Source organism: Pseudomonas sp. FW215-R2, assembly GCF_058789255.1.
The window spans coordinates 33,559-59,861 of sequence record NZ_JBYTBO010000030.1; the positions used below are offsets into that span (position 1 = coordinate 33,559).

Genomic DNA, 26,303 nt, shown 5'->3' on the forward strand with positions numbered 1-26,303 from the left:
TCTCCTTAAAGGGTGCCGATGCTGTCCGGTTGGAAAACGGCTTCAACCGGGGCGATGCCATTGATCAGCGGCGCGCCGAATTCGGCCTGGCTGATCTCGAACACATCGCCCGGCTGAGTGCGGATGCCATCGGCGAACGACAGGGTCGCCGTGCCGAAAAAGTGAATGTGCACGTCGCCGGGACGCAGGAACTGGCGGTACTTGAAGTGGTGGTATTCGAGGTTCGCCAGGCTGTGGCACATGTTGGCCTCGCCGCTGAGGAACTCGTTCTGCCACAGCACTTCGCCGTCGCGCAGGATGCGGCTGGTACCGGCCAAGTGCTGCGGCAATTCACCCACGCGCAGCTCCGGGCCGTAGCTGCAACTGCGCAATTTCGAGTGGGCCAGGTACAGGTAGTTCTTGCGCTCCATGACGTGATCGGAGAACTCGTTGCCCACCGCGAAACCGAGGCGATACGGCTTGCCGTCGTGACCGATGATGTAGAGGCCGGCCATCTCAGGCTCCTCGCCGGCGTCTTCGGCAAATGGCGGTAGCGGGAACGGCTGACCGGGGCGCACAACGATGCTGCCGTCACCCTTGTAGAACCATTCCGGTTGCACCCCGGCCTGCCCCGCCGCTGGTTTGCCACCCTCCACGCCCCATTTGAAGATGCGCATGGTGTCGGTCATCGCCGCTTCGTCGCCGGCCTGCTGGTGCATCTTGTCTCGGGCCGACGCGCTACCGAGGTGCGTGAGGCCGGTGCCGCTGACCAGCAGGTGCGCCGGGTCCGGGTGATCCAGCGGCGGCAGGATGCGCAGCTTGGCCAACAGTTCGGCGTAATCGTGGCTGATGCAGAGACCGAGGGTCTGCACCTGTTGCGCCAGCGTGCCGCCAGCCTCGATCGCCGCCAGTGCCAGATCGCGCACCGTGCGCGCATCCTGCACTTCACGCACCAGACCGCCCTCGACTACCCCGACGCGGCGCTCGCCGTTACTCAATTCGAATTGAACCAGATGCATGATGTTCTCCTGTTAAGACAAATCCTGGATCGATATCAGGTGCGGGTCGCACCGCGAGCACTGGCGGCGAACTGATCAACCGGCAATACGTGTTTGCGCTCCAGCAAGCGATAGACGATGCCCGTCAGAACCAGCCCGAACACCATCACCCCGGACAGGAAGTACAGGCCCGAAGCGAGGTTGCCGGTGTATTCCTTCAACGCGCCGATCACGAACGGGCCGATGTAGCCGCCGAGGTTGCCCACCGAGTTGATCAAGGCAATACCCGCCGCCGCACTGGCGCCGGCAAAGAAGCGCCCCGGCAAGGTCCAGAACACCGCCGTGCAGGAAAACAGCGCGAACGCCACCAGACACAACGCCGCCAGTTGCGCCACCGGCAAGGACAACCAGGCACTGAGGAACAGGCCGATGGCGCCCAGCACATAGAGCACCGCCAGATGCCCGTAGCGATCGTTCATGCGGTCGGAACTGCGCGGCACGATCAGCAGCCCGACAATGCCGAAGATGTATGGCACCGAAGACACGAAACCGGTCACCAGATCGCTGCCGCCGAACTGTTTGATCAGGGTCGGCAGCCACAGGCCCAGACCATAGATGCTCAGGGTCACCGGCAGATAGAACAGCGCCAGCAGCAACACGCGTTTGTCCTTGAGCGCATGCAGCGGATTGCCGTGGCGGGTCTGGCCGTATTCCTGCAGATCCTTTTTCAGCTCGCCGGTCAGCCAGTCCTTCTCGGCCTGATCCATCCATTTCACTTGCTGCGGGCCGTCCGGCAGCCAGCGCAGCACGGGCCAGGTCAGCAGGATCGCCGGGGTGCCGATGACGATGAACAGCCACTGCCAGCCATGCAGACCGAGAATGCCGTCCATGCCCAGCAAGCCGCCGGACACGGGGCCGGTGATCATCATCGCGATGGGTTGGGAAAGGATGAACAGCCCGAGGATCTTGCCGCGATGGCGCACCGGGAACCATTGGGTGATGTAGTACAGAACGCCGGGAAAGAACCCCGCCTCCGCCGCGCCGAGCAGAAAGCGCATCACGTAGAAACTGTGCGGGCCCTGGACGAACGCCATGCCGATGGTGATCGCGCCCCAGGTGATCATGATCCGCGCGAACCAACGCCGTGCACCAAAGCGTTCGAGCATCAGGTTGCTGGGGATTTCCAACAGAAAGTAGCCAATGAAAAACAGCCCGGCACCAAGGCCGTAGGCGGCATCGCCGATGCCGATGTCGGCGCCCATGTGCAGCTTGGCGAAGCCGACGGCGGAGCGATCCACATAGGCGATCAGGTACAGCAGGATCAGGAAGGGAATCAGTTTCAGCGTGATGCGCCGGACAAGCCGCAGTTCCTGGCTCATGAGATCGGTCTCCGATTGTTGTTTTTATGGAACCTCGGGGGACGCCTCTCGCGGAAAACCGCCAGGGCCATCCCTCCGTCGAAAACGACTATATAGTAATACTAATTACCCAACAACACTTCCAAACTGCCGATTTTGCGCTTATGTTTAGCCGAAGCTCGCAAACAATAGTCTTACAATAAGAGAATCGATCATGTCTGATAAGCAACCCACCCTGCGCTCCGCCCAATGGTTTGGCACGGCCGACAAGAACGGCTTCATGTACCGCAGCTGGATGAAGAATCAGGGCATCGCCGACCATCAGTTCCATGGCAAACCGATCATCGGTATCTGCAACACCTGGTCGGAACTGACGCCGTGCAACGCGCACTTCCGCCAGATCGCCGAGCACGTCAAACGTGGGGTGATCGAGGCTGGCGGGTTTCCGGTGGAGTTCCCGGTGTTCTCCAATGGCGAATCGAACCTGCGCCCGACTGCCATGCTTACCCGCAACCTGGCGAGCATGGATGTCGAGGAAGCGATTCGCGGCAACCCGATTGACGGCGTGGTGCTGCTGACCGGTTGCGACAAGACCACCCCGGCGCTGTTGATGGGCGCGGCCAGTTGCGACGTGCCGGCCATCGTCGTCACCGGCGGGCCGATGCTCAACGGCAAGCACAAGGGCAAGGACATTGGCTCCGGCACGGTGGTCTGGCAGCTCAGTGAACAGGTCAAGGCCGGCACCATCACCATCGACGATTTCCTCGCCGCCGAGGGCGGCATGTCCCGCTCGGCCGGCACCTGCAACACCATGGGCACCGCCTCGACCATGGCCTGCATGGCCGAAGCACTGGGCACGTCCCTGCCCCACAACGCGGCGATTCCGGCGGTGGATGCGCGGCGTTATGTACTGGCGCACATGTCCGGCATGCGCGCGGTGGAAATGGTGCGCGAAGACTTGAAGCTGTCGAAGATCCTGACCAAGGAGGCTTTCGAAAACGCGATCCGGGTCAACGCGGCGATTGGCGGTTCGACCAACGCGGTGATCCACCTGAAAGCCATCGCCGGGCGCATTGGCGTCGAGCTGGATCTGGACGACTGGACGCGCATCGGTCGCGGCATGCCGACCATCGTCGACCTGCAACCGTCGGGACGTTTTCTGATGGAAGAGTTCTACTACGCGGGCGGCTTGCCTGCGGTGCTGCGTCGCCTCGGCGAGGCCAATCTGATTCCGAATCCGAACGCGCTGACCGTCAACGGCAAATCCATCGGCGAGAACACCAAGGACGCACCGATCTACGGCGAGGACGAAGTGATCCGCACCCTCGACAATCCGATCCGCGCTGACGGCGGCATCTGTGTGTTGCGCGGCAATCTGGCGCCACTGGGCGCAGTGCTCAAGCCATCCGCCGCCACGTCAGAACTGATGCAACACCGTGGCCGCGCGGTCGTATTCGAGAACTTCGACATGTACAAGGCACGGATCAACGACCCGGAGCTGGACGTCGATGCGAACTCGATTCTGGTGATGAAAAACTGCGGGCCGAAGGGTTATCCGGGCATGGCCGAAGTCGGCAACATGGGGTTGCCGGCCAAGCTGCTGGCACAGGGTGTGACGGACATGGTGCGCATCTCCGACGCGCGCATGAGCGGCACGGCGTACGGCACTGTCGTGTTGCACGTCGCCCCGGAAGCAGCGGCCGGCGGGCCTTTGGCGGCAGTGAAAGAAGGCGACTGGATCGAGCTGGACTGCGCCAGCGGGCGTTTGCACCTGGATATTCCGGACGCCGAACTGGCGGCACGCATGGCAGATCTGCAACCGCCGCAGCCGTTGTTGGTGGGGGGGTATCGTCAGTTGTACATCGACCATGTGTTGCAGGCGGATCAGGGGTGTGATTTTGATTTTCTGGTGGGTTGCCGAGGTGCGGAAGTGCCCCGCCATTCCCACTGACACCGCCACCCTGATCGTTCCCACGCTCTGCGTGGGAATGCCTCAAGGGACGCTCCGCGTTCCAGCTCTCGAATGGGACGCAGAGCATCCCGGGATGCGTTCCCACGCAGAGCGTGGGAACGATCATTGCGTAGCTCCAGATTCCGTCGTGCCTGCTATGATGCGCGGCATCTCCATCGCTCAGGATCGCGCCACTCCCCATGGATTACCGCAAACCTTCCGACCGCAAAAGCATGCACTCGCGCATCGTCCAGGAACTGGGCATGCAGATTGTTTCCGGACGCTTTTTGCCTTGCGACAAACTGCCCGCCGAAGCCTTGCTCTGCGAGGAGTACGCGGTCAGTCGGCCGGTGTTGCGCGAAGCCACGCGGGTGTTGGTGGCCAAGGGGCTGGTGTACTCGAAGCCGCGTGTCGGCACGGTGGTAAAGCCGCGCCGCGAATGGCACATGCTCGACCCGGACGTATTGCACTGGCTGATGCAAAGCAGCCCGCAAAATGAATTCTTCAATGTGCTGACCAGCGTGCGCAGCATCATCGAACCCGCCGCTGCCGCCCTCGCCGCCCAACACGCCACCGATGCCGACATCGCCGCCATCGGCGAAGCCTACCAGCGCATGGAAGCCGCGCCGACGCCGGAAGCGTTGCTGCAACCGGATCTGGATTTCCACAGTCGGATTGCCGATGCGACCCATAACGACTTGCTGGCGAATCTGTGCGACATGCTGTCGGTGGCGATTGCCGAGGCGTTGAAGCATTCGAATCAGCGACCGAATCTGCATGAACTGGCGTTACCTCGGCACAAGGCGATTCTCACCGCGATCGAAAATCGTGATGCGCTGGGGGCTCGGCATGCGACGTTGGTGCAGCTGGATGATGCGCGGAGTGCTTTGAGTGTGGTGCTTGGTACTGAACTTTCGTAAGACTTGAGACCGCTTGCCCTCACCCTAGCCCTCTCCCGGAGGGAGAGGGAACCGATCGGGGGATATTGGAGAGATACACCGACTTGAACGATCCTCTTTGAATCCATAATCGACTCGGTTTTTCAGGTCGATGTATCACGCGAGACATTGCGGTCAGTTCCCTCTCCCTCCGGGAGAGGGCTAGGGTGAGGGGCTTTTGATCTTGACTCACAAAAAAGCCGCAACCCTAAGGTTGCGGCTTTGTCGTTTCAGAAGCCCGGATCAGTGAGCAAACAGAGAATTCCCCTTCTGCCCCGCCAGCTTCTCCGGCTTGATCAGGAACTTGGCCAGGGCCGGCAGCAGCCACAGCGCACCGAACATGTTCCACAGCAGCATGAAGGTCAGCATCAGGCCCATGTCGGCCTGGAACTTGATCGCCGAGAAAATCCAGGTGCACACACCGATGGCCAGGCACAGACCAGTGAACAGCACCGCTTTACCGGTGGATTTCAGGGTCTGGTAATAGGCTTCCTGCAACGGCAGGCCGGCACGCAGGAAACTTTCCAGACGGCTGTAGATGTAGATGCCGTAGTCCACGCCGATCCCCACACCCAGCGCCACCACCGGCAACGTCGCAACCTTCACGCCGATGCCCATGAACGCCATCAGTGCGTTGCCAAGTACCGAGGTCAGTACCAGCGGCAGCACGATGCACAGGGTCGCCGCCCAGGAACGGAAGGTGATCATGCACATCACCGCCACGCAGATGTACACCAGCACCAGGATGGTCAGTTCGGCCTGTTTGATGACTTCGTTGGTCGCAGCCTCGATCCCGGCGTTACCGGCCGCCAGGATGAATTCCAGACCTTCTTTGTTGTTGTCCTTGGCGAATTCCTGCACCGCATGCACCGCACGATCCAGGGTTTCAGCCTTGTGATCGTTGAGGAACACCAGCACCGGCGCCAGCGAGCAACTGTTGTTGTACAGGCCGTCGGCACGGGCGATGGAGTTGTTCAGCACGTCCGGGTTGCGCGACAGGGTTTCCCATTTCAGGTTGCCCTCGTTCATGCCCTTGATCATCTGCTTGGACACGGTCACCAGCGAGATCGCCGACTGCACGCCCTCGGTGTTCTGCATCTTCCACATCAGCTCATCGATCGGCGCCATGGCCTCATAGCGCGAGCAGCCTTCGGACTTGGTCTTGACCATCACCACCAGTACGTCGGAACTGGTGGAGTAGTTGTTGATGATGAAGTTGTTGTCCTTGTTATAGCGCGAGTCCGGACGCAGTTCCGGCGCGCCCTGGTCGAGGTCGCCGATCTTCAGGTTCTGGCTGTACCAGAGGCCGCCACCGAAGGCGATCAGAGCGAGCGCAATGGACACCGGTGCGACTTTCGGGCTGGCAAAGTTCGACAGCAGGCGCCAGAACGGGTGTTCGCGGTTGGCGTCCTTCTTGCTCTTGGCCACCGCACGCTTGCTGATGCCGACATAGGAAATCGCCACCGGTAGCAGAATCAGATTGGTGAACACGATCACCGCCACGCCGATGGACGCGCCGATGGCCAGTTCACGGATCACGCCGATGTCGATGATCAGCAGCGTGATGAAGCCCACCGCATCCGCCAGAATCGCGATCATCCCCGGCAGGAACAGTTGCCGGAATGTGCGCCGCGCGGCGGTCAGGGCGTTGTCCGCCTCGCTCGATTGCAGGGCGATACCGTTGATCTTTTGCACGCCGTGGGAAATCCCGATGGCGAAGATCAGGAACGGCACCAGCATCGAATACGGATCGAGGCCGAAACCGAAGAAGTGCATCAACCCCAGTTGCCAGACCACCGCCACCAGCGTGGTGCTCAACACCGCCACCGTACTGCGCAGGCAGTTGGTGAACCACAGCAGCAAAATCAGGGTGATGACGAAGGCGACGCCGAAGAACATCACCACCATCACCAGACCGTCGATCAGGTCACCGACCTTCTTGGCGAAACCGACGATGTGGATCTTGACGTTGGGGTTCTGCGCTTCGAACTTGTTGCGGATCTTGTCTTCCAGTTCATGGGAGAACTGGCGGTAGTCCAACGCCAGCAACTTGCCCTGGTCCTGCGGGTCCGGGTAGGACTCCAGCAGCGGGATGTCGACGATGCTCGACTTGAAGTCGTTGGCCACCAGACGCCCGACCTGACCCGACTTGAGCACGTTGTTGCGCAGCATGTCGAGGCTGTCCTGGGAACCGTCGTAGCTCTGCGGAATTACTTCACCGCCGGCAAAGCCTTCCTCGGTCACTTCGGTCCAGCGTACGCTCGGGCTCCACAGCGACTTCAGGCCGGAACGGTCGACGCCGGAGATGTAGAACACCTCGTCGTTGATCTGGCGCAGCGTCTCCATGTACTCCTTGGAGAAGATGTCACCGTCCTTGGCCTCCACCGAAATGCGTACGGTGTTGCCCAGGTTCGTCAGATCGTTGCGGTGCTCCATCATCTTCTCGATGAACGGATGCTTGAGCGGGATCATTTTTTCGAAACTGGTGGACGGCCGGATCAGCGTCGCCTGCCAGAACAGGAAAATACTGACCAGCAGGCAGATCACGATCACTGCCGGGCGGTTGTTGAAGATCAGGCGTTCGAGAAACGTCGCCTTGTCCTGATGATGAGTGCTCAAGGAAGTCATAGCCCCGCCTTCTTATTATTGATTCGGCTCATTTGCCCAGCTCGGTGCCGTTGGGCGTGGTGGTGTGGACGCCACCCTGCCCGCTCAGGATCAGATTGCCGTTGCCGGCGGCGGTGACCGACGACAGCGAGATGCGATCCGGGCGGTTGAACACGCTGAAGGTTTCGCCGTTGTCGCTGCTGCTGATCACCGTGCCGCCGTTGCCGACGATGACGATCGAGCCGTCTTCGAGGAGCGTGGCGCCGGACAGGCCGAATTCCAGCGCACCGCGCGCCGCCTTGAGTTCGACTTGCTGCCAGGTGCCGCCGAAATCAGTGGAGCGGTAGAGGTTGCCGCGCAGCCCGTAGGCCAGCAGCGTGGAAGGCTGGGCGGTGCCGATCACACCGAACAGCGAGCCCTGATACGGACCTTCGATTTTTTCCCAGGTCTGGCCCCAGTCGGCGGAGCGGAACATCGCGCCCTGTTCACCCACGATGAACAGCCCGGCGTCTTTCACGGCGGCGATGGCGTTGAGGTGAAACTGATCCTGGTTGTCGAGGCGGTCGCTGACGTCTTGCCAGTTCTTGCCGCCGTCGGTGGTTTCGAGCAATGCGCCGTAGGCACCCACGGCCAGGCCGTTGTTGACGTCCTTGAACCAGAGGTCGAGCAGCGGCGATTCGCGCTTGAGGTCTTCGAACTGTTTGGTCCAGGTCTGGCCGCCGTCTTCGCTGGCGAGGATCTGTGCGTCATGGCCGACGGCCCAGCCGTGTTTGTCGTCGACGAAATACACGGCCGTCAGCAACTGGCGGCTTGGCACCTTGGCCTGGGTCCAGGTCTTGCCCTGGTCGTCGGAGTAGAGAATGTGCCCGCGATCACCGACCGCCACCAGCCGTGAACCGGCGTGAACGACATCGAGCATCAGGCTTTTCGGGGCCTTGGCCGATTCGATGGCGTAGACCACGTCGGCTGGCGCTTCGGCGGCCAGTACGGGCGCCGACAAGGTGGCAAAGCCCAGCAGAGAGAGTGCTGTGGCCAGCAACGCGGTGTTGCGAAACGCCGGCGGGCGGCAACGACTCATAGACCTTCCCCTATTTATTATTGTTAGGCCATTCGGCCTTCAAGGGCGCCGCAAGTGTGCTCCAGCGACGGTTGGTCAGAAGCATAGTCCTGAAACCCGCAATCCAGAGCCACTTCGGAAGCTGGCTCATCCTATCGGGCATTCGAAACGTCTGACAATCGGCGCAACGTTATCTTTTGTTAACCGAAAGGGATTACAGCCGCGGCTGAATGCACGGGCATTCGTCCGACTGATGGGCGGGAATCTTGCGTGGGGGACTTGCACGATCGGTATTATGGTATACCATCAGACGCACAGACACTCTTTATCCCCCTACGGAGCAGCTCATGAGTTTCGAAATTCGCAAGATCGTCAGCTATGTCGAAGAGACCTTCATCGAAGGCGGCAAGGCTTCCGACACCCCGGTGACCATGGTGGGCCTGGCCGTCGTGATGAAGAACCCGTGGGTCGGCAATGGCTTTGTCGAAGACCTCAAGCCGCAGATCCGCGCCAACTGCTCCGACCTCGGCGCGATGATGGTCGAGCGTCTGGTGCGCATCATCGGCGGCGCCGAGAAGATCGAGGCTTACGGCAAAGCGGCAGTCGTCGGCGCGGACGGCGAGATCGAACACGCCTCGGCGGTGATCCACACCCTGCGCTTCGGCAATCACTACCGCGAAGCGGTCAAGGCCAAGAGTTACCTGAGCTTCACCAACAAGCGCGGCGGTCCGGGCACCTCGATCCAGATCCCGATGATGCACAAGGACGACGAAGGCCTGCGCTCGCACTACATCACCCTGGAAATGCAGATCGAAGATGCCCCGCGCGCCGACGAAATCGTCGTGGTACTCGGTTGCGCCGACGGTGGCCGTCTGCACCCGCGCATCGGCAACCGCTACATCGATCTGGAAGAACTGGCCGCCGAAAAAGCCCAGTAATCAAAACAAGAAGGCATTGCAGGAGCGCTCCATGATTCGGCATACCGCTGAACTCACCCCGGCCGGCACCAGTTATCTGGCGACCGGCCAGGGCCACCCCGTGGTGTTGATCCACGGCGTGGGCCTGAACAAAGAAATGTGGGGCGGCCAGATCGTTGGCCTGGCCACGCAATACCGGGTGATCGCCTACGACATGCTCGGACACGGCGCCAGCCCGCGACCGGCCAGCGGCACCGCCCTGCTCGGTTATGCCGATCAGTTGCTGGAGCTGCTCGACCACCTGCAATTGCCGCTGGCGTCGGTGATCGGTTTTTCCATGGGCGGTCTGGTGGCGCGGGCCTTTGCCCTGCATTACCCGCAGCGCCTGAAAAGCCTGGTGGTGCTCAACAGTGTGTTCAACCGTAGCGAAGAGCAGCGCGCCGGGGTCATCGCCCGCACCGCGCAGGCCGCCGAACATGGACCGGACGCGAATGCCGAAGCGGCGCTGTCGCGGTGGTTCAGCCGCGAATATCAGGCGGCCAATCCGGCGCAGATCGCCGCGATCCGCCAGACCCTCGCCGGCAATGACCCGCAGGGCTACCTGACCACCTACGAATTGTTCGCCACCCAGGACATGTACCGCGCCGACGACCTGGCCAGCATCCAGGCGCCGACGCTGATCGCCACCGGCGAGCTGGACCCCGGATCGACCCCGGAAATGGCCGAGCAACTGGCCGCGCGCATTCCCGGCGCGAAGGTTGCGGTGCTGCCCGAGCAACGGCATATGATGCCGGTAGAGTCGCCGCGACTGGTCAATCAGCTGCTGCTGGAATTTCTCGAAACCGCACACGCCCGACAAAACCCTATAAAGGGGATCGTTGCATGACACTCGCACGCTTCCAGATGTGCATCGGCGGAGAATGGGTCGACGCCCTCTCCGGCAAGACCTTCGAAAGCCTCAACCCGGCGCTGGCCGAGCCCTGGGCCGAACTGCCCGACGCGGATGAAGCCGACGTCGAACGCGCCGTGCAAGCTGCGCAAACCGCTTTCGACAGCCCGGCGTGGCGCGGCCTGACCGCCACCGCGCGCGGCAAACTGTTGCGTCGTCTCGGTGACCTGATCGCTGAAAACAAGGAACAACTGGCGCAGCTGGAAAGCCGCGACAACGGCAAACTGATCCGTGAAACCCGGGGTCAGGTCGGTTATCTGCCGGAGTTCTTCCACTACACCGCGGGCCTTGCCGACAAGCTTGAAGGCGGCACCCTGCCGCTGGATAAGCCCGACCTGTTTGCCTACACCGTGCACGAAGCCATGGGTGTGGTCGCCGCGATCATTCCGTGGAACAGCCCGCTCTATCTGACCGCGATCAAACTGGCGCCGGCGCTGGCGGCGGGCAACACCATCGTGATCAAACCGTCCGAGCATGCCTCGGCGACCATTCTGGAACTGGCGCGCCTGGCCCTCGAAGCCGGGATTCCACCGGGCGTGGTCAACGTTGTCACCGGTTACGGCCCGAGCACCGGCGCTGCCCTCACCCGTCATCCGCTGATCCGCAAGATCGCCTTCACCGGCGGCGCAGCCACGGCGCGGCATGTGGTGCGCAGCAGCGCCGAGAACTTCGCCAAGCTGTCGCTGGAACTGGGCGGCAAGTCACCGAACATCATCTTCGCCGACGCTGATCTGGACAGTGCGATCAATGGTGCGATTGCCGGGATCTACGCGGCGTCCGGGCAGAGCTGTGTATCCGGTTCGCGACTGCTGGTGCAGGACGAGATCTACGACGAGTTCGTCAGCCGACTGGTGGAACGCGCCCGGCGCATCCGCATCGGCAACCCGCAGGACGACAGCAGCGAAATGGGCCCGATGGCCACCGCGCAGCAACTGGCCGTGGTGGAAGGTCTGGTGGCCGACGCCATCGCTGAAGGTGCGCGTCTGCGACTGGGCGGCAAGCGGCCGAGTGGCGTGGGCGACGGCTGGTTCTACGAACCGACGCTGTTCGAGTGCGACCGCAATTCGATGAAGATCATGCAGGAAGAAGTGTTCGGCCCGGTGGCCTCGGTCATCCGCTTCAAGGATGAAGCCGAAGCGCTGGCGATTGCCAACGACTCGCAGTTCGGCCTCGCCGCCGGCATATGGACCCGCGACCTGGGTCGCGCCCATCGACTGGCCCGGGACGTGCGCTCGGGGATCATCTGGGTCAACACCTACCGCGCGGTGTCGGCGATGGCACCGATCGGCGGCTTCAAGAACAGTGGCTATGGACGCGAAAGCGGCATCGATTCGGTGCTGGCCTACACCGAACTGAAAACGGTGTGGATCAACCTCTCTCAGGCGCCGATGCCTGATCCGTTTGTGATGCGCTAGGAGTCCTGCGACATGATCGAACCCGGCATTTACAAAGACGTCATGAGCTCGTTTCCGTCCGGGGTCACGGTGGTCACCACCCTCGACCCGGATGGCGGCATCGTCGGCATCACCGCCAGCGCCTTCAGTGCGCTGTCGATTGACCCGGCGCTGGTGCTGTTCTGCCCCAACTATGCTTCCGACACCTACCCGGTGCTGCGCGACAGCAAGCGTTTCGCGATCCATTTGCTGTCCGCCGACCAGACCGCCGAGGCCTACGCCTTCGCCGGCAAAGGCAAGGACAAGGCCAACGGCATCGACTGGCATTTGAGCGAGCTCGGTAACCCGATCCTCGCCAAGGCCACGGCGATCATCGAGTGCGAACTGTGGCGCGAATACGACGGTGGCGACCACGCGATCATCGTCGGCGCGGTGAAGAACCTGATCCTGCCGGCGCAACCGGTGACGCCGATGATCTATCACAAGGGCAAGCTCGGCGCCCTGCCGACACTGGGTTGAGCGGAGGACACATGAGCCACGAAAAGTATGAGCAAGGCCTGAAGATCCGCACCCAGGTGCTCGGCGAAGCCTATGTGCAGCGCTCGATCGAGAACGCCGACGACTTCACCCGCCCGCTGCAGGAAATGGTCACCGAATACTGCTGGGGTCATGTCTGGGGGCGCGAGGGCCTGTCGCTCAAGGAGCGCAGCATGATCAACCTGGCGATGATCTCCGCGCTGAACCGCCCGCATGAACTGAAACTGCATGTGCGCGGCGCCTTGCGTAACGGCCTGAGTCGTGAGCAAATACGCGAAATTCTGCTTCAGGTCGGTATTTATTGCGGCGTCCCGGCAGCCGTGGACAGTTTCCGGCTCGCCCGTGAAGCCTTCGCCGAAGCCGACGCCGAGGCCTCCAGTTAACCCCTCGGCTGTTTGAATGCCCGTCTGGCATGGACAGCCACACTAAAGAGCGGACCCCATGAAACGCCTGCCACTCGACGACAGCTTCAAGGTCAATCGCAACCCCGTCACCCTGCGCGAAATCGTGCTGGATAAACTGCGAAGCGCCATCATGAACTTCCAGCTGCTGCCGGGCGATCGCCTGGTGGAGCGCGATCTGTGCGATCGCCTGGGTGTCAGCCGTACGTCTGTGCGTGAAGCCTTGCGTCACCTGGAATCCGAGGGCCTGGTGGAGTTCGCCGACGCCAAGGGCCCGCGTGTGGCAATCATCACCCTCGCCGATGCGGTCGACATCTATGAACTGCGCTGCGTGCTCGAAGGCCTGATCGTCCAGCTGTTCACCCTGCGCGCCAAGGCCAAGGACATCAAGGCCCTGGAAAAAGCCCTCGACGAGAACCGCAAGGCGCTCAAGGACGGCGAACTGCAACAGGTAATCGACTCGGTGCAGGGTTTCTACGACGTGCTGCTGGAAGGCTCCGGCAACCATGTCGCGGCCACTCAACTGCGCCAGTTGCAGGCACGCATCAGCTACCTGCGGGCGACGTCGGTGTCCCAGGAAAACCGTCGTGGTGCGAGTAACCAGGAAATGGAAAAAATGGTCGAGGCGATCAAGAGCGGCGATCCGCTGGCGGCGCATCAGGCGTGCGTCGATCACGTTCGCGCCGCCGCTGCGGTGGCCCTCGATTATCTCAAGCGCAAACAGGAAGAAACCGGCACCGTACTCAAAGGCACGCCGCCGATCACCCTGCCCATTCCGCTGAAAGAACCGCGCATAGGTCACTGACATGTTCAGCCCGAGCTTTTGCCCGAAATGCGGTGGCGCTGACCTCGGTCAGCAGGTGCCGCCGGGCGATACGCACGAGCGCCTGATGTGCCGCGGCTGCGGCTACATCCACTATGTGAACCCGAAGATCATCGCCGGCTGCATCATCGAGCAGGACGGCAAATACCTCTTGTGCCAACGGGCGATCCCCCCGCGCGCCGGCACCTGGACTTTGCCCGCCGGTTTCATGGAAAGCGGCGAGACCACCGAACAGGCGGCCCTGCGCGAAGTCTGGGAAGAAAGCGGTGTACGCGCGGAAATCGTCTCGCCGTACTCGATCTTCAGCGTGCCGAAGATCAGCGAGGTCTACATCATCTTCCGCGCCCTCGCGCTGGAGATCACCGGCCAGTACGGCCCGGAAACCCTCGACTACAAATTCTTCGCCCCCGAAGACATTCCGTGGGACCAGATCTACTACCCGGCGATCCGGCAGATCCTCGAACGCTACATCGAGGAACGCCAGGCCGGGGTGTATGGCATGTACATGGGCAATGACGACAGCGGCAAGATTCATTTCATGCGTTGATCGTGCTGCTTACGGCGCCATCCCTTCCACAATAACGATCTCCGCCTTCGCCCATTCCTCGCGATAACTTTTCGCCTCCTGATACGCCGCCGAGCGATAGCACGCCACCGCCTGCTCATAGCTATCGAATTCAATCACCACGCTGCGCTGCGGCGTCGTCCGCCCTTCCATCGCTTCGCTGCGCCCGCCTCTGGCTAAAAACTTCGCGCCGAACTCGGCGAACGCTTTCGGCGCGCGCTGGGTGTATTGGCTGTAGTGATCGGGATCGGTGATGTCCACGTGAGCAATCCAGTACGCCTTCATAGTGACCTCTCAGTTGAATTTGTATTATGGTATACCACGAATTTCATCCACATCGAGAGTCCAGCATGGCCTTCAACAGCATCGAAGAAATCATCGAAGATTATCGCCTCGGCAAAATGGTGTTGCTGGTCGATGACGAAGACCGGGAAAACGAAGGCGACCTGCTGCTGGCCGCTGATCGTTGCACGCCCGAGGCGATCAGTTTCATGGCCCGTGAGGCTCGGGGGCTGATCTGCCTGACGTTGACTGACGATCATTGCCAGCGCCTGGGGCTGGAGCAAATGGTGCCGAGCAATGGCAGCGTGTTCAGTACCGCGTTCACGGTTTCCATCGAAGCGGCAGTCGGCGTGACCACCGGCATTTCCGCTGCTGACCGCGCCTGCACGGTTGCTGCTGCGGTGGCGCCCAATGCTCGCGCAGAAGACCTGGTGCAGCCCGGCCATATCTTTCCGTTGCGCGCCAAGGAAGGTGGCGTGCTGACCCGTGCCGGTCACACCGAGGCCGGTTGTGATCTGGCGCGGCTGGCGGGTTTCACACCTGCTTCGGTGATCGTCGAAGTGATGAACGACGACGGCACCATGGCCCGCCGCCCGGATCTGGAAGTCTTCGCGCGCAAACACGGGATCAAGATCGGCACCATTGCCGACCTGATCCACTATCGCCTGAGCACCGAACATACCATCGAGCGCATCGGCGAACGGGAGTTGCCGACGGTGCATGGCACCTTCCGTTTGATCACTTTCGAAGATCGCATCGAGGGTGGTGTGCACATGGCGATGGTCATGGGCGAATTGCGTCGCGAAGAACCGACGCTGGTGCGCGTGCATGTGATCGATCCGCTACGGGATCTGGTCGGCGCCGAGTACAGCGGGCCAACGAACTGGACGCTATGGGCAGCGCTGCAACGTGTCGCCGCCGAAGGGCATGGCGTGGTCGTGGTGCTGGCCAATCATGAGTCTTCCCAGGCTTTGCTGGAGCGGGTGCCGCAACTGACTCAGCCGCCACGGCAGTTCAGTCGTTCGCAATCGCGGATCTATTCCGAGGTGGGAACCGGGGCGCAGATTCTGCAGAACCTGGGCGTCGGCAAGCTGCGTCACCTGGGCCCACCGCTCAAATACGCCGGTTTGACCGGCTACGATCTTGAGGTAGTCGAGAGCATTCCGTTCACCGAATAACCCCGTTTGCCAGATAGCCGGTAAGGCAAAGTGCTTGCACAATGTTTGGAATACCATAATATGATATTCCATAGACCGGACGACCTGAAAACCGTCCAGCTACTGCTCCCGACAGGCGGGCAACAACGCAAGCCCGCTCAAAAACACAACAATGAGGGCGTAAAAATGGTGTTGAACAAAGCTGCAACCGCGATCTTTCTTGCGGGACTGCTGAGCGTGACCGGTCAGGCCGCGATGGCCGCCGAGAGTGTGAACTTTGTCAGCTGGGGCGGTAGCACCCAGGATGCGCAGAAACAGGCCTGGGCCGATCCGTTCAGCAAGGCCAGCGGCATCACCGTCGTGCAGGACGGCCCGACCGACTACGGCAAACTCAAAGCCATGGTCGAAAGCGGCAACGTGCAATGGGACGTCGTTGATGTCGAAGCCGACTTTGCCCTGCGTGCCGCGTCCGAAGGCCTGCTCGAACCCCTCGATTTCAAACAGATTCAGCGCGACAAGATCGACCCGCGTTTCGTCAGCGACTACGGCGTCGGTTCGTTCTTCTTCTCCTTCGTCCTCGGCTACAACGAGGGCAAACTCGGCGCCAACAAGCCACAGGACTGGAGCGCGCTGTTCGACACCAAAACCTTCCCCGGCAAACGCGCCCTGTACAAATGGCCGAGCCCCGGCGTGCTTGAACTGGCGTTGCTCGCCGACGGCGTACCCGCCGACAAGCTCTATCCGCTGGACCTCGATCGCGCCTTCAAGAAACTCGACACCATCAAGAAAGACATCGTCTGGTGGGGCGGCGGCGCGCAGTCGCAGCAACTGCTGGCCTCCGGTGAAGCGAGCATGGGCCAGTTCTGGAACGGCCGGATTCACGCCTTGCAAGAAGACGGCGCACCGGTCGGCGTGAGCTGGAAGCAAAACCTGGTCATGGCCGACATTCTGGTGGTGCCAAAGGGTTCGAAAAACAAGGACGCGGCGATGAAGTTCCTGGCCAGCGCCAGCAGTGCCAAAGGCCAGGCCGACTTCTCCAACCTGACCGCCTACGCCCCGGTCAACGTCGACAGTGTGGCGCGTCTGGACTCGACGCTGGCCCCGAACCTGCCGACTGCCTACGCTAAGGATCAGATCACTCTTGATTTCGCGTACTGGGCCAAGAACGGCCAGGCCATCGCGACACGGTGGAACGAATGGCTGGTCAAATGAAAATGGCGGCCACCGCGTCCCGTCCCTCCACTGCCACCGGGAGCGCCGCCAGCGCTGCCGGGTCGGCCGCCGGAAAAAAGGCCAGTGCCATGGCGCAAGCCCCGTCCCTGAAACAACGCTGGCGCGGCGCCGGCAATCTGCTGCCGGCGCTGCTGTTCCTCGGTCTGTTCTTTCTTGCGCCGTTGATTGGCCTGCTGTTGCGCGGCGTGCTGGAACCGGTGCCGGGCCTTGGCAACTATGAACAACTGTTCGCCAACTCGGCGTACACCCGGGTGCTGTTCAACACCTTCTCGGTAGCGGGACTGGTGACGGTGTTCAGCCTGCTGCTCGGTTTTCCGCTGGCCTGGGCAATCACCCTGGTACCACGAGGCTGGGGCCGCTGGATCCTCAACATCGTGCTGCTGTCGATGTGGACCAGCCTCCTCGCCCGCACCTATTCCTGGCTGGTGCTGTTGCAGGCTTCGGGCGTCATCAATAAAGCCCTGATGGCCATGGGCATCATCGATCAGCCACTGGAAATGGTGCACAACCTGACCGGCGTGGTGATCGGTATGAGCTACATCATGATCCCGTTCATCGTGCTGCCATTGCAGGCGACCATGCAGGCCATCGACCCGATGATTCTGCAGGCCGGTTCGATCTGTGGCGCCAGCCCGTGGACCAACTTCTTCCGGGTGTTCCTGCCGCTGTGCCGGCCGGGTCTGGCGTCCGGCGGGTTGATGGTGTTCGTGATGTCGCTCGGTTACTACGTCACCCCGGCGCTGCTGGGCGGGGCGCAGAACATGATGCTGCCGGAATTCATCATTCAGCAGGTGCAGTCGTTCCTCAACTGGGGTCTGGCCAGCGCCGGCGCCGCGTTGCTGATCGTCATCACCCTGGTGCTGTTCTACTTCTACCTGAAGCTTCAACCGGAATCCCCGGTTGGCGCCAGTAACGCGAGGTAAGCCGACATGCTCCTGACTCCCAACGCCATGAGCCGCCGGATGCGCTTCGGCCTGTACGCCACCACCGGGCTGATCGCGCTGTTTCTGCTGCTGCCGATCGTCTTCATTGTCCTGCTGTCGTTCGGCTCGTCCCAGTGGCTGGTGTTCCCGCCACCGGGCTGGACGCTGAAATGGTACGGCCAGTTCTTCTCCAATGCCGACTGGATGAGCGCAGCGCTGGCCAGCCTCAAGGTCGCGGTACTGACCACGATCTGCGCCGTCGCCCTCGGTTTGCCGACTGCCTTCGCGCTGGTGCGCGGACGCTTCCCCGGCCGGGAAATGCTCTACGGCCTGTTCACCCTGCCGATGATTGTGCCGCTGGTGATCATCGCCGTGGCGGTGTACGCGCTGTTCCTCAAGCTCGGCTACACCGGGACGATGTTCGCCTTCGTCGTCAGCCATGTGATCGTCGCACTGCCGTTCACCATTATCTCGATCATCAACTCACTGAAGCTGTTCGATCAGTCGATTGAGGACGCAGCAGTGATCTGCGGTGCGTCACGCCTGCAAGCGGTGTTCAAGGTGACCTTTCCGGCGATTCGTCCGGGGATGGTGGCCGGTGCCCTCTTCGCCTTTCTGGTTTCGTGGGACGAAGTGGTACTCAGCGTGATGATGGCCAGCCCGACCCTGCAAACCCTTCCCGTGAAAATGTGGACCACCCTGCGCCAGGACCTGACGCCCGTGATCGCCGTCGCCTCGACGCTGCTGATCGGCCTGTCGGTATTGGTCATGGTGATCGCCGCCGCCCTGCGCCGGCGCAACGAAATCAGCGCCTGAGCGCCCAGGAGTACGACATGAGTGCCGTGATCAAAGACGCATCCCAGCAGAACGACAAACCCCTGGTCAGCCTGCGCAACCTGAACAAGCACTACGGCGATTTCGCGGCCGTGGACAACATCTCGCTGGACATCAAGGACGGCGAATTCCTGACCTTCCTCGGCTCCAGTGGCTCGGGCAAAAGCACCACGCTGTCGATGCTCGCCGGCTTCGAAACCCCGAGCAGCGGCGAGATCCTGGTCAACGGCCAGTCGCTGGTCAACGTGCCGCCGCACAAGCGCGACATCGGCATGGTGTTCCAGCGTTATTCGCTGTTCCCGCATCTGTCGGTGCGCGACAACATCGCGTTCCCGCTGGCGATCCGCAAACTCGCTGCGGCCGAACGCGACAAACGTGTCGATGCGATGCTGAAACTGGTGCAGCTCGAGCAATTCGCCCATCGCCGCCCTTCGCAACTGTCCGGCGGCCAGCAGCAACGGGTCGCCATCGCTCGCGCTCTGGTCTATGAGCCACGCATTCTATTGATGGATGAACCTCTTGGTGCACTGGACAAGAAACTGCGCGAAGACTTGCAGGATGAGTTGCGCCAGCTGCACCGTCGCCTCGGCATCACCATCGTCTACGTGACCCACGACCAGGAAGAAGCCATGCGCCTGTCACAGCGCATCGCGATTTTCAGTCACGGCAAGATTGTCGGGCTCGGCAGCGGTTATGACCTGTACCAGAATCCGCCGAATGCGTTCGTGGCGTCGTTCCTTGGCAACTCGAACTTCCTCAAGCTCAAGGCTCAGGGCAACGGGGCGGCGAGTTTTGAGGGCCAGCCGCTGTCGATTCGCCTGACCGCCGGATTGCAGACTAGTCAGGATGTGCTGCTGATGGTGCGCCCGGAAAAGGCTTTGGCGTTGAGTGTGCAGCAGGCGGCGAGTGAGCCGTTGGCGGCAGGTTGGAATGAGGTGTCGGCGAAGGTGGTCGAGGTGCTGTTTCTGGGTGAAAGTCAGACGTGCAGTGTGGTCACGTCGGGTGGCACGTCCATGACCGTGAAAGCATTGTCGGCGGCTGGGATGCCGTTGAAGGCCGGGGATCCGGTGCAGGTGCGCTGGGCGACTGCTGATGCATGCGTCTATACCGAGTGGGCGGAGAGTGATTTGAACAAAGCTGCTGGCGCTCATTAAGAACGCGTCACCTGCCCGCCCTCACCCCAGCCCTCTCCCGGAGGGAGAGGGAGCCGACCGAGGTGTCTTGCGCTGTACATCGACCTGAAAAACCGAGTTGATTATGGATTCGGCACAGCATTCTGGTCGGCGGCGGTTATGGATTCACTGCGGAGCTTTCAGGTCGGCGTAATTCTCCAATATTCCCCAATCGGCTCCCTCTCCCTCCGGGAGAGGGCTGGGGTGAGGGCCAGCGGCCGACGCGCTCTCATTTGATAGCCGCAAACCCCTCAATCTGATCAGGCCAAGCCGTCAACACTTCAAACCCGTCTTCCGTCACCGCAATCATGTGCTCCCACTGTGCCGACAACGATTGATCCTTGGTCACGACAGTCCAGCCATCCGCCAGGCTCTTCACATGGCGCTTGCCGGCATTGAGCATCGGTTCGATGGTGAAGATCATCCCCGCCTTCAGCTTCAGGCCCTGCTCCGGATAACCGTAATGCAGCACTTGCGGCTCATCGTGATAGACCTTGCCAATCCCGTGCCCGCAATACTCGCGCACCACGCTGAATCCTTCCTTTTCCGCCAGGCTTTGAATCGCATGGCCGATGTCGCCCAGCGTCGCGCCCGGCCGCACCATACGGATGCCGGCGCACATGGCGTCGTAAGTGGTCTTGATCAGGTGCCGCGCCTCGGGCGTCGGTTCGCCGACCACGTACATGCGGCTGGTGTCGCCGAACCAGCCATCCTTGATGACGGCGATGTCGAGGTTGACGATGTCGCCATCCTTCAGCACCCGGCTCGATGGAATGCCATGGCAGACCACTTCGTTGACCGACGCGCAGACGGTTTTCGGGAAGCCGTGATAACCGACGTTGGCCGGAATGGCTTTCTGCACGTTGACGATGTAGTCGTTGCACAGCCGGTCGAGCTGATCGGTGGTGACGCCAGCCTTGACGTGCGGCACCAGCATCGCCAGTACCTCGGCGGCCAGTTGGCCGGCCACGCGGGACTGGGCGATCTCGGCCCGGGTGTTGATCTTGATCGGGTTTCTCATGCCTTGGCTGCCTCTTGAACCGGGATGTTCTGCGCGGCATCGGCCAGGGCACAGATTTGTTGCAGATCCAGACCACCCGCCTGCTCGGCGCGAATCAGCAACCGGCAGATGGCGTGGTGATCAAGGTCGGGATAGAGCTCGGCGAGCATGCCGATGCGCATCCAGTGCTCGGCCTGCGCGTTGATCGAGCGGCTGAGTGCGTTGCTGGAGATGCGCAGATTTTCGTGCATGTCCTCTGAAATCTTCACAATGCCCATGGCAATTTCCGATACGAAGTGTATATGGTTCGTATATTAATCGTACGCCACCACGGATTGCAAACTTTGCTCGTCCACTAAATCGCAGGCAAAAAAAAGCTGCCGAAGTTGGCAGCCAAATCATGAAAAGCACGCGATGTATTGGAGCCGAGTATGGGCGGCCGATAATGACAGTGTCATGACAGCGATGAATTCATTGAACCGCCCCGCCCGCGTCATCAGGTTGTCATCGAACTCACGGCAGAATCCTCGCAAACCGTCCCGAGCCTCCCGACGGAAGATTTGCAAGGACTCCCATGAAAGAAGACACCTCGCTGTTTGCTGCCATCGACCTGGGCTCGAATGCGTTTCGCATGATGATTGGCCAGTCGGTACGCAGCAGAAAGGGCTTCATGATTCAGGAGGTCAAAACCTTGCGCGAGCCGGTGCGGCTGGCCGAAGGTTTCGACGGCCGGGCATTGGACGAAATGGCGCTGGATCGCGGTTGGCAGGCCTTGGCGCGGTTCGGCAAGAAGCTGCGCGGTTTCGAGCCCGGTCGTGTGCGAGCAGTCGCTACGAGCGCTGTACGCGAGGCAGACAATGCGCAGTTGTTCCTGGCCAGCGCTGAGCGGCACCTGGGGTTTCGCATCGATGTGATTTCCGGGCATGAAGAAGCGCGCCTGGTCTACGCCGGTGTGGCCCACACCCTGCCGGTCGCCGATGACATGCGACTGGTGGTCGATATTGGCGGCGGCTCCACCGAACTGATTCTCGGCCAGGGCTCGCAGCCGCTGCTGACCGAAAGCATTGCCATCGGCAGCGGCACCTTGAGCGCGCGCTACTTTCGCAATGGCGAGATTTCCGCCGGCGCCCTGCAAGAAGCCGAACGGGTCGCCATCCTGCAATTCGAAAAAGTCGCCCGTCGCTATCGCGCCCAGGGCTGGCAGCAGACGATCGGCTCTTCGGGCACCGCGCGGATGCTCGCCAAAGTGCTCAAGGCCAATCGCCTGAACGATTACGGCCAAAGCGGTATCACCTACGGTGGCCTGCTGCGGCTGTCGTTGCGCCTGCTGGAAGTCAGTAATGTTCAACAGCTGAAACTGGCCGGCCTGCAACCCCATCGCCAGAGCATTCTGCCCGGCGGCCTGGTCGTCATGCTGGCGGCATTCAAGGTGTTCGGGATCGCGCAAATGGTGCCGTCCGAACCGGGATTGCGACTGGGGGTTCTGCACGGCCTGATGAGCAATCACTGAGCGATTTTCGCTGCAGGATTTTCACTGCCGAATCAAGCCATCCGTGACGCTGAAGACGCCCTTTGAATACTCAATGACGCCTCTGTGTAAACCTCTGTAAATCGCTCCCTTCCCCTCTCTGATTTCGTTCTATCGTTAGATCGAAATGGCTGAATTGCACGCTGACTAAAGGTTGCGACAGTTGATGTCTGCGCCTATGTTGCACGCGAGCTTTTCCCCCGCGAATGGAACGCGATCAACACCACAAAGAGGTGAAGAAATGTCAAAGGAATCACGCCCTGCCGTACTTGGGCTGATCGGCAATACTCCGCTGGTACAAGTCACCCGCTTCGATACCGGCCTGTGCACCCTGTTTCTCAAACTTGAATCCCAGAACCCCGGCGGATCGATCAAGGATCGTATCGGCCTGGCGATGATTGACGCCGCCGAACGCGACGGTCGCCTGCAACCCGGTGGCACGATCGTTGAAGCCACCGCCGGCAACACCGGCCTGGGCCTGGCACTGGTTGGCCGCGCCAAGGGCTACCGCGTCGTGCTGGTCGTGCCGGACAAGATGTCCACGGAAAAAGTACTGCACCTCAAGGCCATGGGCGCCGAAGTGCACATCACCCGCTCCGATGTCGGCAAGGGTCACCCCGAGTACTACCAGGACGTCGCCGCCCGTCTGGCGAAAGACATTCCCGGCGCCTTTTTCGCCGACCAGTTTAACAACCCGGCCAACCCGCTGGCCCACGAATGCAGCACTGCACCGGAAATCTGGGCGCAGACCGAGCATGACCTGGACGCCATCGTGGTCGGCGTCGGCTCGGCCGGCACGCTGACCGGCCTGACCCGCTTCTTCAAGCGCGTGCAGCCGGATCTTGAAATGGTCCTGGCCGACCCGGTCGGTTCGGTGATGGCTGAATACAGCCGCAGCAAACATCTCGGCACCGCCGGTTCGTGGGCGGTGGAAGGCATCGGCGAAGACTTCATTCCGTCGATCACCGACCTGTCGAGCGTGCGTAGCGCCTACTCGATCAGCGACGAAGAAAGCTTCGATCACGCCCGCCAGTTGCTGAAAGCCGAAGGTATTCTCGGCGGTTCGTCCACCGGCACCCTGCTCGCCGCCGCGCTGCGTTACTGCCGTGAGCAGACCGTGCCGAAACGTGTGGTCAGCTTCGTCTGCGACACCGGCACTCGCTACCTGTCGAAGGTCTACAACGACCAATGGATGACCGATCAGGGCCTGTTGCAGCGCAAACGCTACGGCGATCTGCGCGACCTGATTGCCCGACGTTTCGAAGACGGCAAAGTCGTCAGCGTCGGCCCGGACGACACGCTGATGACCGCGTTCCAGCGCATGCGCCTGGCCGATGTCTCGCAGTTGCCGGTGCTGGTGGATGGCAAACGACTGGTCGGTGTGATCGACGAATCGGACATTCTGGTGCGCGTACACGAAGACGCCTCGCTCTTCAGCAAACCCGTCGCCCATGCGATGACAGACAAGTTGCAAACCCTCGCCCCCGGCGCCACGCTGGCTGAACTGGAAGCAGTCCTCAGCAGCGGCCTGGTGGCGATCATTGCCGACGCTTCCGGCTTCCACGGCCTGATCACCCGCGTCGACATGCTCAATCAGTTACGGAGATCCCTCGCATGAGTCAGCACGACAAGAACGCCCGCCCTCAGGGCTTCGCCACCCGCGTGATCCACGCAGGGCAAACGCCGGACCCGACCACCGGCGCGCTGATGCCGCCGATCTACGCCAACTCCACGTACCTGCAAGACAGTCCTGGCGTACACAAGGGTTTCGACTACGGCCGCTCGCACAACCCGACGCGTTTTGCGCTGGAGCGTTGCGTGGCCGACCTGGAAGGCGGCACCCAGGCCTTCGCCTTCGCTTCCGGGCTGGCGACGATTTCCACCGTGCTCGAACTGATCGACGCCGGCTCGCACATCGTGTCCGGCAATGACCTGTACGGCGGCACGTTCCGTCTGTTCGACAAGGTGCGCCAGCGCAGTGCCGGGCATCGTTTCAGCTACGTTGACCTGGCCGACCTGTCGGCGTTCGAAGCCTCGTTGCAGGACGACACGCGCATGGTCATGGTGGAGACGCCAACCAACCCGCTGCTGAGCCTGTCCGACCTCGCCGCCATCGCGCGCATCTGCAAGGCGCGCGGGATCATCTGTGTGGCCGACAACACCTTCGCCAGCCCATGGATCCAGCGTCCGCTGGAACTGGGTTTCGACATCGTGCTGCACTCGACCACCAAATACCTGAACGGCCACTCAGACGTGATCGGCGGCATCGCGGTGGTGGGCGACAACCCAGCACTGGCCGAGCGCCTGGGCTTTCTGCAGAACGCCGTCGGTGCCATCTCCGGCCCGTTCGACGCCTTCCTCACCCTGCGCGGCGTGAAGACGCTGGCACTGCGCATGGAGCGTCATTGCAGCAACGCACTGGAGCTGGCGCGCTGGCTGGAGCAACAGCCGCAGGTCAAACGCGTCTACTACCCGGGCCTGGAATCCCATCCACAACACGAACTGGCCAAGCGTCAGATGCGTGGTTTCGGCGGGATGATTTCCCTGGATCTGAACAGTGATCTGGCAGGCGCACGCCGCTTCCTGGAGAACGTGCAGATCTTCGCGCTGGCCGAAAGCCTCGGCGGTGTGGAAAGCCTGATCGAGCACCCGGCGATCATGACCCACGCGACCATCCCGGCCGAAACCCGTGCCAAGCTCGGCATCGGTGACAGCCTGGTGCGTCTGTCGGTGGGCGTCGAGGACATCGAAGACCTGCGGGCGGATCTGGCGCAGGCGCTGGCCAGTATCTAACTCGCAAAAACGTCAAAGCCCGCACGAAGCGGGCTTTGGTGTTTGAGTAGGCGGCCAGTGCTGGTCTCTGGCTTACGAGGTTTATCAGGACTCTCACAGTACAGGCAATGTGCTCTGCTGCTTCACACGGCATAAGGGCTGGAACCCAGCGCGGGGTTCTTTCTAACCGTGTACCCTTCGGAACGCGCCCAACGCTTCCTCGCTATCCGCTTGCGCATCAGTCTGCGTCTTCGCCTACATTCTTGAGCCTAGCAAAGGCACTGCAATCCGCTGCGTGGTTTTTAGATTGATTTTCTTCTAGCGCCTGCCTGCAAGGAAGTTAACCGACTATCGCCTGCAAGGCCCTTAAGCCTGCCACCCGCCGAGGGCGAACTATACTTTTCAGTTCGCTGTCCGGATTTCATGTAAACCGTCGACACCTGTGCGCCTTGGGGTGCGCCCGTGCCAATCGCCAATCTGGTTAACCCCGGGCCAACGAGCCTTCCGTCGAGGATCCAATGACGGGCAATGCTCGGATGCTTTGTGGCTGATGGGTCGTGGAGAAAATCATGAAACACAAGCTTTGGTCAGGCGTTGTCCTGGCGGTCGCTGCATCGGTTGTGGTGATGCCCAGTGTCTGGGCTGCGCAGGCTCAGGCGCTGGCGTCTGATGGGGCGGATCATGTCAAGGCCGGGACGGTTGCTTCGGATGGTTCGGATCATGTCGGCGCCGGGGCTGTGGCTTCTGATGGTTCAGATCATGTGGGCGCTGGGGCTGTGGCCTCTGACGGTTCCGATCACGTCGGTGCTGGCGCGGTGGCTTCTGACGGTTCCGATCACGTTGGCGCCGGAGCCGTAGCTTCTGATGGTTCCGATCACGTTGGCGCCGGAGCCGTAGCTTCTGATGGTTCCGATCAAGTTGGGGCCGG

24 protein-coding genes are annotated in these 26,303 nt (G+C 61.5%); 17 read left to right on the forward strand and 7 right to left on the reverse strand.

From position 1 onward, the window contains the following. Positions 1-5 precede the first annotated feature (5 nt). Both araD1 and AC3WRD_RS27920 read right to left on the reverse strand, forming a co-directional pair. Positions 6-998, reverse strand: coding sequence for an AraD1 family protein (gene araD1, locus AC3WRD_RS27915; RefSeq protein ID WP_102620960.1), 993 nt, complete (start codon positions 996-998; stop codon positions 6-8). 35 nt (positions 999-1,033) lie between these two features. Beyond that, entirely contained in the window at positions 1,034-2,356 is a 1,323-nt protein-coding gene (locus AC3WRD_RS27920; protein WP_096820057.1) for an MFS transporter, read from the reverse strand. Between the two features lie 193 nt (positions 2,357-2,549). Between AC3WRD_RS27920 and AC3WRD_RS27925 the strand changes: the two genes are divergently transcribed. Both AC3WRD_RS27925 and AC3WRD_RS27930 read left to right on the forward strand, forming a co-directional pair. Further along, positions 2,550-4,286 carry an IlvD/Edd family dehydratase gene (locus tag AC3WRD_RS27925; RefSeq protein WP_102620959.1) on the forward strand — a complete coding sequence of 579 codons (1,737 nt, stop codon included), beginning with the start codon at positions 2,550-2,552 and terminating at the stop codon, positions 4,284-4,286. A gap of 200 nt (positions 4,287-4,486) precedes the next feature. Next, on the forward strand, positions 4,487-5,206 hold the full coding sequence (locus AC3WRD_RS27930; protein ID WP_102620958.1) for a FadR/GntR family transcriptional regulator: 720 nt from the start codon (positions 4,487-4,489) through the stop codon (positions 5,204-5,206). A 261-nt stretch (positions 5,207-5,467) separates the two neighbouring features. On the opposite strand, the gene AC3WRD_RS27935 is transcribed toward AC3WRD_RS27930, so the two are convergent. Then, a complete protein-coding gene (locus tag AC3WRD_RS27935) occupies positions 5,468-7,852 on the reverse strand; it encodes an efflux RND transporter permease subunit (protein WP_096820060.1) in 2,385 nt (794 codons plus the stop codon). Positions 7,853-7,880: 28 nt separating this feature from the next. Further along, complete coding sequence (locus AC3WRD_RS27940; protein ID WP_102620957.1) at positions 7,881-8,909, reverse strand: WD40/YVTN/BNR-like repeat-containing protein; 1,029 nt, start codon at positions 8,907-8,909, stop codon at positions 7,881-7,883. A gap of 326 nt (positions 8,910-9,235) precedes the next feature. Here AC3WRD_RS27940 and AC3WRD_RS27945 point away from each other — a divergent pair, with 326 nt between their 5' ends. The 7 genes from AC3WRD_RS27945 to AC3WRD_RS27975 are packed head-to-tail and all read left to right on the forward strand — an operon-like array spanning position 9,236 to position 14,456. After that, a complete protein-coding gene (locus AC3WRD_RS27945) occupies positions 9,236-9,826 on the forward strand; it encodes an amino acid synthesis family protein (RefSeq protein ID WP_102620956.1) in 591 nt (196 codons plus the stop codon). A gap of 31 nt (positions 9,827-9,857) precedes the next feature. After that, positions 9,858-10,691, forward strand: a complete 834-nt coding sequence (locus AC3WRD_RS27950; protein WP_102620955.1) for an alpha/beta fold hydrolase — start codon at positions 9,858-9,860, stop codon at positions 10,689-10,691. After that, complete coding sequence (locus tag AC3WRD_RS27955; RefSeq protein WP_096820063.1) at positions 10,688-12,169, forward strand: aldehyde dehydrogenase; 1,482 nt, start codon at positions 10,688-10,690, stop codon at positions 12,167-12,169. Before AC3WRD_RS27950 ends, AC3WRD_RS27955 begins: the two co-directional genes overlap by 4 nt. 12 nt (positions 12,170-12,181) lie before the next feature. After that, entirely contained in the window at positions 12,182-12,667 is a 486-nt protein-coding gene (locus tag AC3WRD_RS27960; RefSeq protein ID WP_085711335.1) for a flavin reductase family protein, read from the forward strand. A gap of 11 nt (positions 12,668-12,678) precedes the next feature. Further along, complete coding sequence (locus AC3WRD_RS27965) at positions 12,679-13,068, forward strand: carboxymuconolactone decarboxylase family protein (RefSeq protein ID WP_096820065.1); 390 nt, start codon at positions 12,679-12,681, stop codon at positions 13,066-13,068. Between the two features lie 58 nt (positions 13,069-13,126). Next, on the forward strand, positions 13,127-13,891 hold the full coding sequence (locus tag AC3WRD_RS27970; protein WP_096820066.1) for a GntR family transcriptional regulator: 765 nt from the start codon (positions 13,127-13,129) through the stop codon (positions 13,889-13,891). Position 13,892: 1 nt separating this feature from the next. Then, on the forward strand, positions 13,893-14,456 hold the full coding sequence (locus AC3WRD_RS27975) for an NUDIX hydrolase (protein ID WP_096820067.1): 564 nt from the start codon (positions 13,893-13,895) through the stop codon (positions 14,454-14,456). A gap of 9 nt (positions 14,457-14,465) precedes the next feature. Here AC3WRD_RS27975 and AC3WRD_RS27980 read toward each other — a convergent pair whose 3' ends face one another. Then, positions 14,466-14,759, reverse strand: a complete 294-nt coding sequence (locus AC3WRD_RS27980) for a DUF1330 domain-containing protein (protein ID WP_102620954.1) — start codon at positions 14,757-14,759, stop codon at positions 14,466-14,468. 65 nt (positions 14,760-14,824) lie between these two features. On the opposite strand from AC3WRD_RS27980, the gene ribBA reads away from it, so the two are divergent. From ribBA to AC3WRD_RS28005, 5 genes are all read left to right on the forward strand, one after another. After that, on the forward strand, positions 14,825-15,934 hold the full coding sequence (gene ribBA, locus AC3WRD_RS27985) for a bifunctional 3,4-dihydroxy-2-butanone-4-phosphate synthase/GTP cyclohydrolase II (protein ID WP_085711338.1): 1,110 nt from the start codon (positions 14,825-14,827) through the stop codon (positions 15,932-15,934). A gap of 165 nt (positions 15,935-16,099) precedes the next feature. Continuing rightward, positions 16,100-17,125 (forward strand): ABC transporter substrate-binding protein, encoded by a 1,026-nt coding sequence (locus tag AC3WRD_RS27990; RefSeq protein ID WP_096820069.1) that lies wholly within the window; start codon positions 16,100-16,102, stop codon positions 17,123-17,125. Continuing rightward, positions 17,122-18,069, forward strand: a complete 948-nt coding sequence (locus AC3WRD_RS27995) for an ABC transporter permease (RefSeq protein WP_173861402.1) — start codon at positions 17,122-17,124, stop codon at positions 18,067-18,069. Before AC3WRD_RS27990 ends, AC3WRD_RS27995 begins: the two co-directional genes overlap by 4 nt. A gap of 6 nt (positions 18,070-18,075) precedes the next feature. Next, positions 18,076-18,885, forward strand: coding sequence for an ABC transporter permease (locus AC3WRD_RS28000; RefSeq protein WP_096820071.1), 810 nt, complete (start codon positions 18,076-18,078; stop codon positions 18,883-18,885). A gap of 17 nt (positions 18,886-18,902) precedes the next feature. Further along, the gene (locus AC3WRD_RS28005; RefSeq protein ID WP_102620952.1) at positions 18,903-20,057 is read left to right on the forward strand and encodes an ABC transporter ATP-binding protein; all 1,155 of its coding nucleotides are present in this window, start codon (positions 18,903-18,905) and stop codon (positions 20,055-20,057) included. A 247-nt stretch (positions 20,058-20,304) separates the two neighbouring features. Here AC3WRD_RS28005 and map read toward each other — a convergent pair whose 3' ends face one another. Together map and AC3WRD_RS28015 are read right to left on the reverse strand one after the other, a co-directional pair. Continuing rightward, entirely contained in the window at positions 20,305-21,096 is a 792-nt protein-coding gene (gene map, locus AC3WRD_RS28010; RefSeq protein ID WP_102620951.1) for a type I methionyl aminopeptidase, read from the reverse strand. After that, a complete protein-coding gene (locus AC3WRD_RS28015) occupies positions 21,093-21,353 on the reverse strand; it encodes a ParD-like family protein (protein WP_085711344.1) in 261 nt (86 codons plus the stop codon). Before AC3WRD_RS28015 ends, map begins: the two co-directional genes overlap by 4 nt. Positions 21,354-21,649: 296 nt before the next feature. Between AC3WRD_RS28015 and AC3WRD_RS28020 the strand changes: the two genes are divergently transcribed. The 3 genes from AC3WRD_RS28020 to AC3WRD_RS28030 all read left to right on the forward strand — a co-directional run bounded on the left by AC3WRD_RS28020 (position 21,650) and on the right by AC3WRD_RS28030 (position 25,396). Beyond that, on the forward strand, positions 21,650-22,585 hold the full coding sequence (locus tag AC3WRD_RS28020; protein WP_096820075.1) for a Ppx/GppA family phosphatase: 936 nt from the start codon (positions 21,650-21,652) through the stop codon (positions 22,583-22,585). 259 nt (positions 22,586-22,844) lie between these two features. Beyond that, on the forward strand, positions 22,845-24,221 hold the full coding sequence (locus AC3WRD_RS28025) for a pyridoxal-phosphate dependent enzyme (protein ID WP_102620950.1): 1,377 nt from the start codon (positions 22,845-22,847) through the stop codon (positions 24,219-24,221). Next, positions 24,218-25,396 carry a cystathionine gamma-synthase gene (locus tag AC3WRD_RS28030; protein WP_085711347.1) on the forward strand — a complete coding sequence of 393 codons (1,179 nt, stop codon included), beginning with the start codon at positions 24,218-24,220 and terminating at the stop codon, positions 25,394-25,396. The genes AC3WRD_RS28025 and AC3WRD_RS28030 overlap by 4 nt, the downstream gene beginning before the upstream one ends. Positions 25,397-26,303 lie beyond the last annotated feature (907 nt).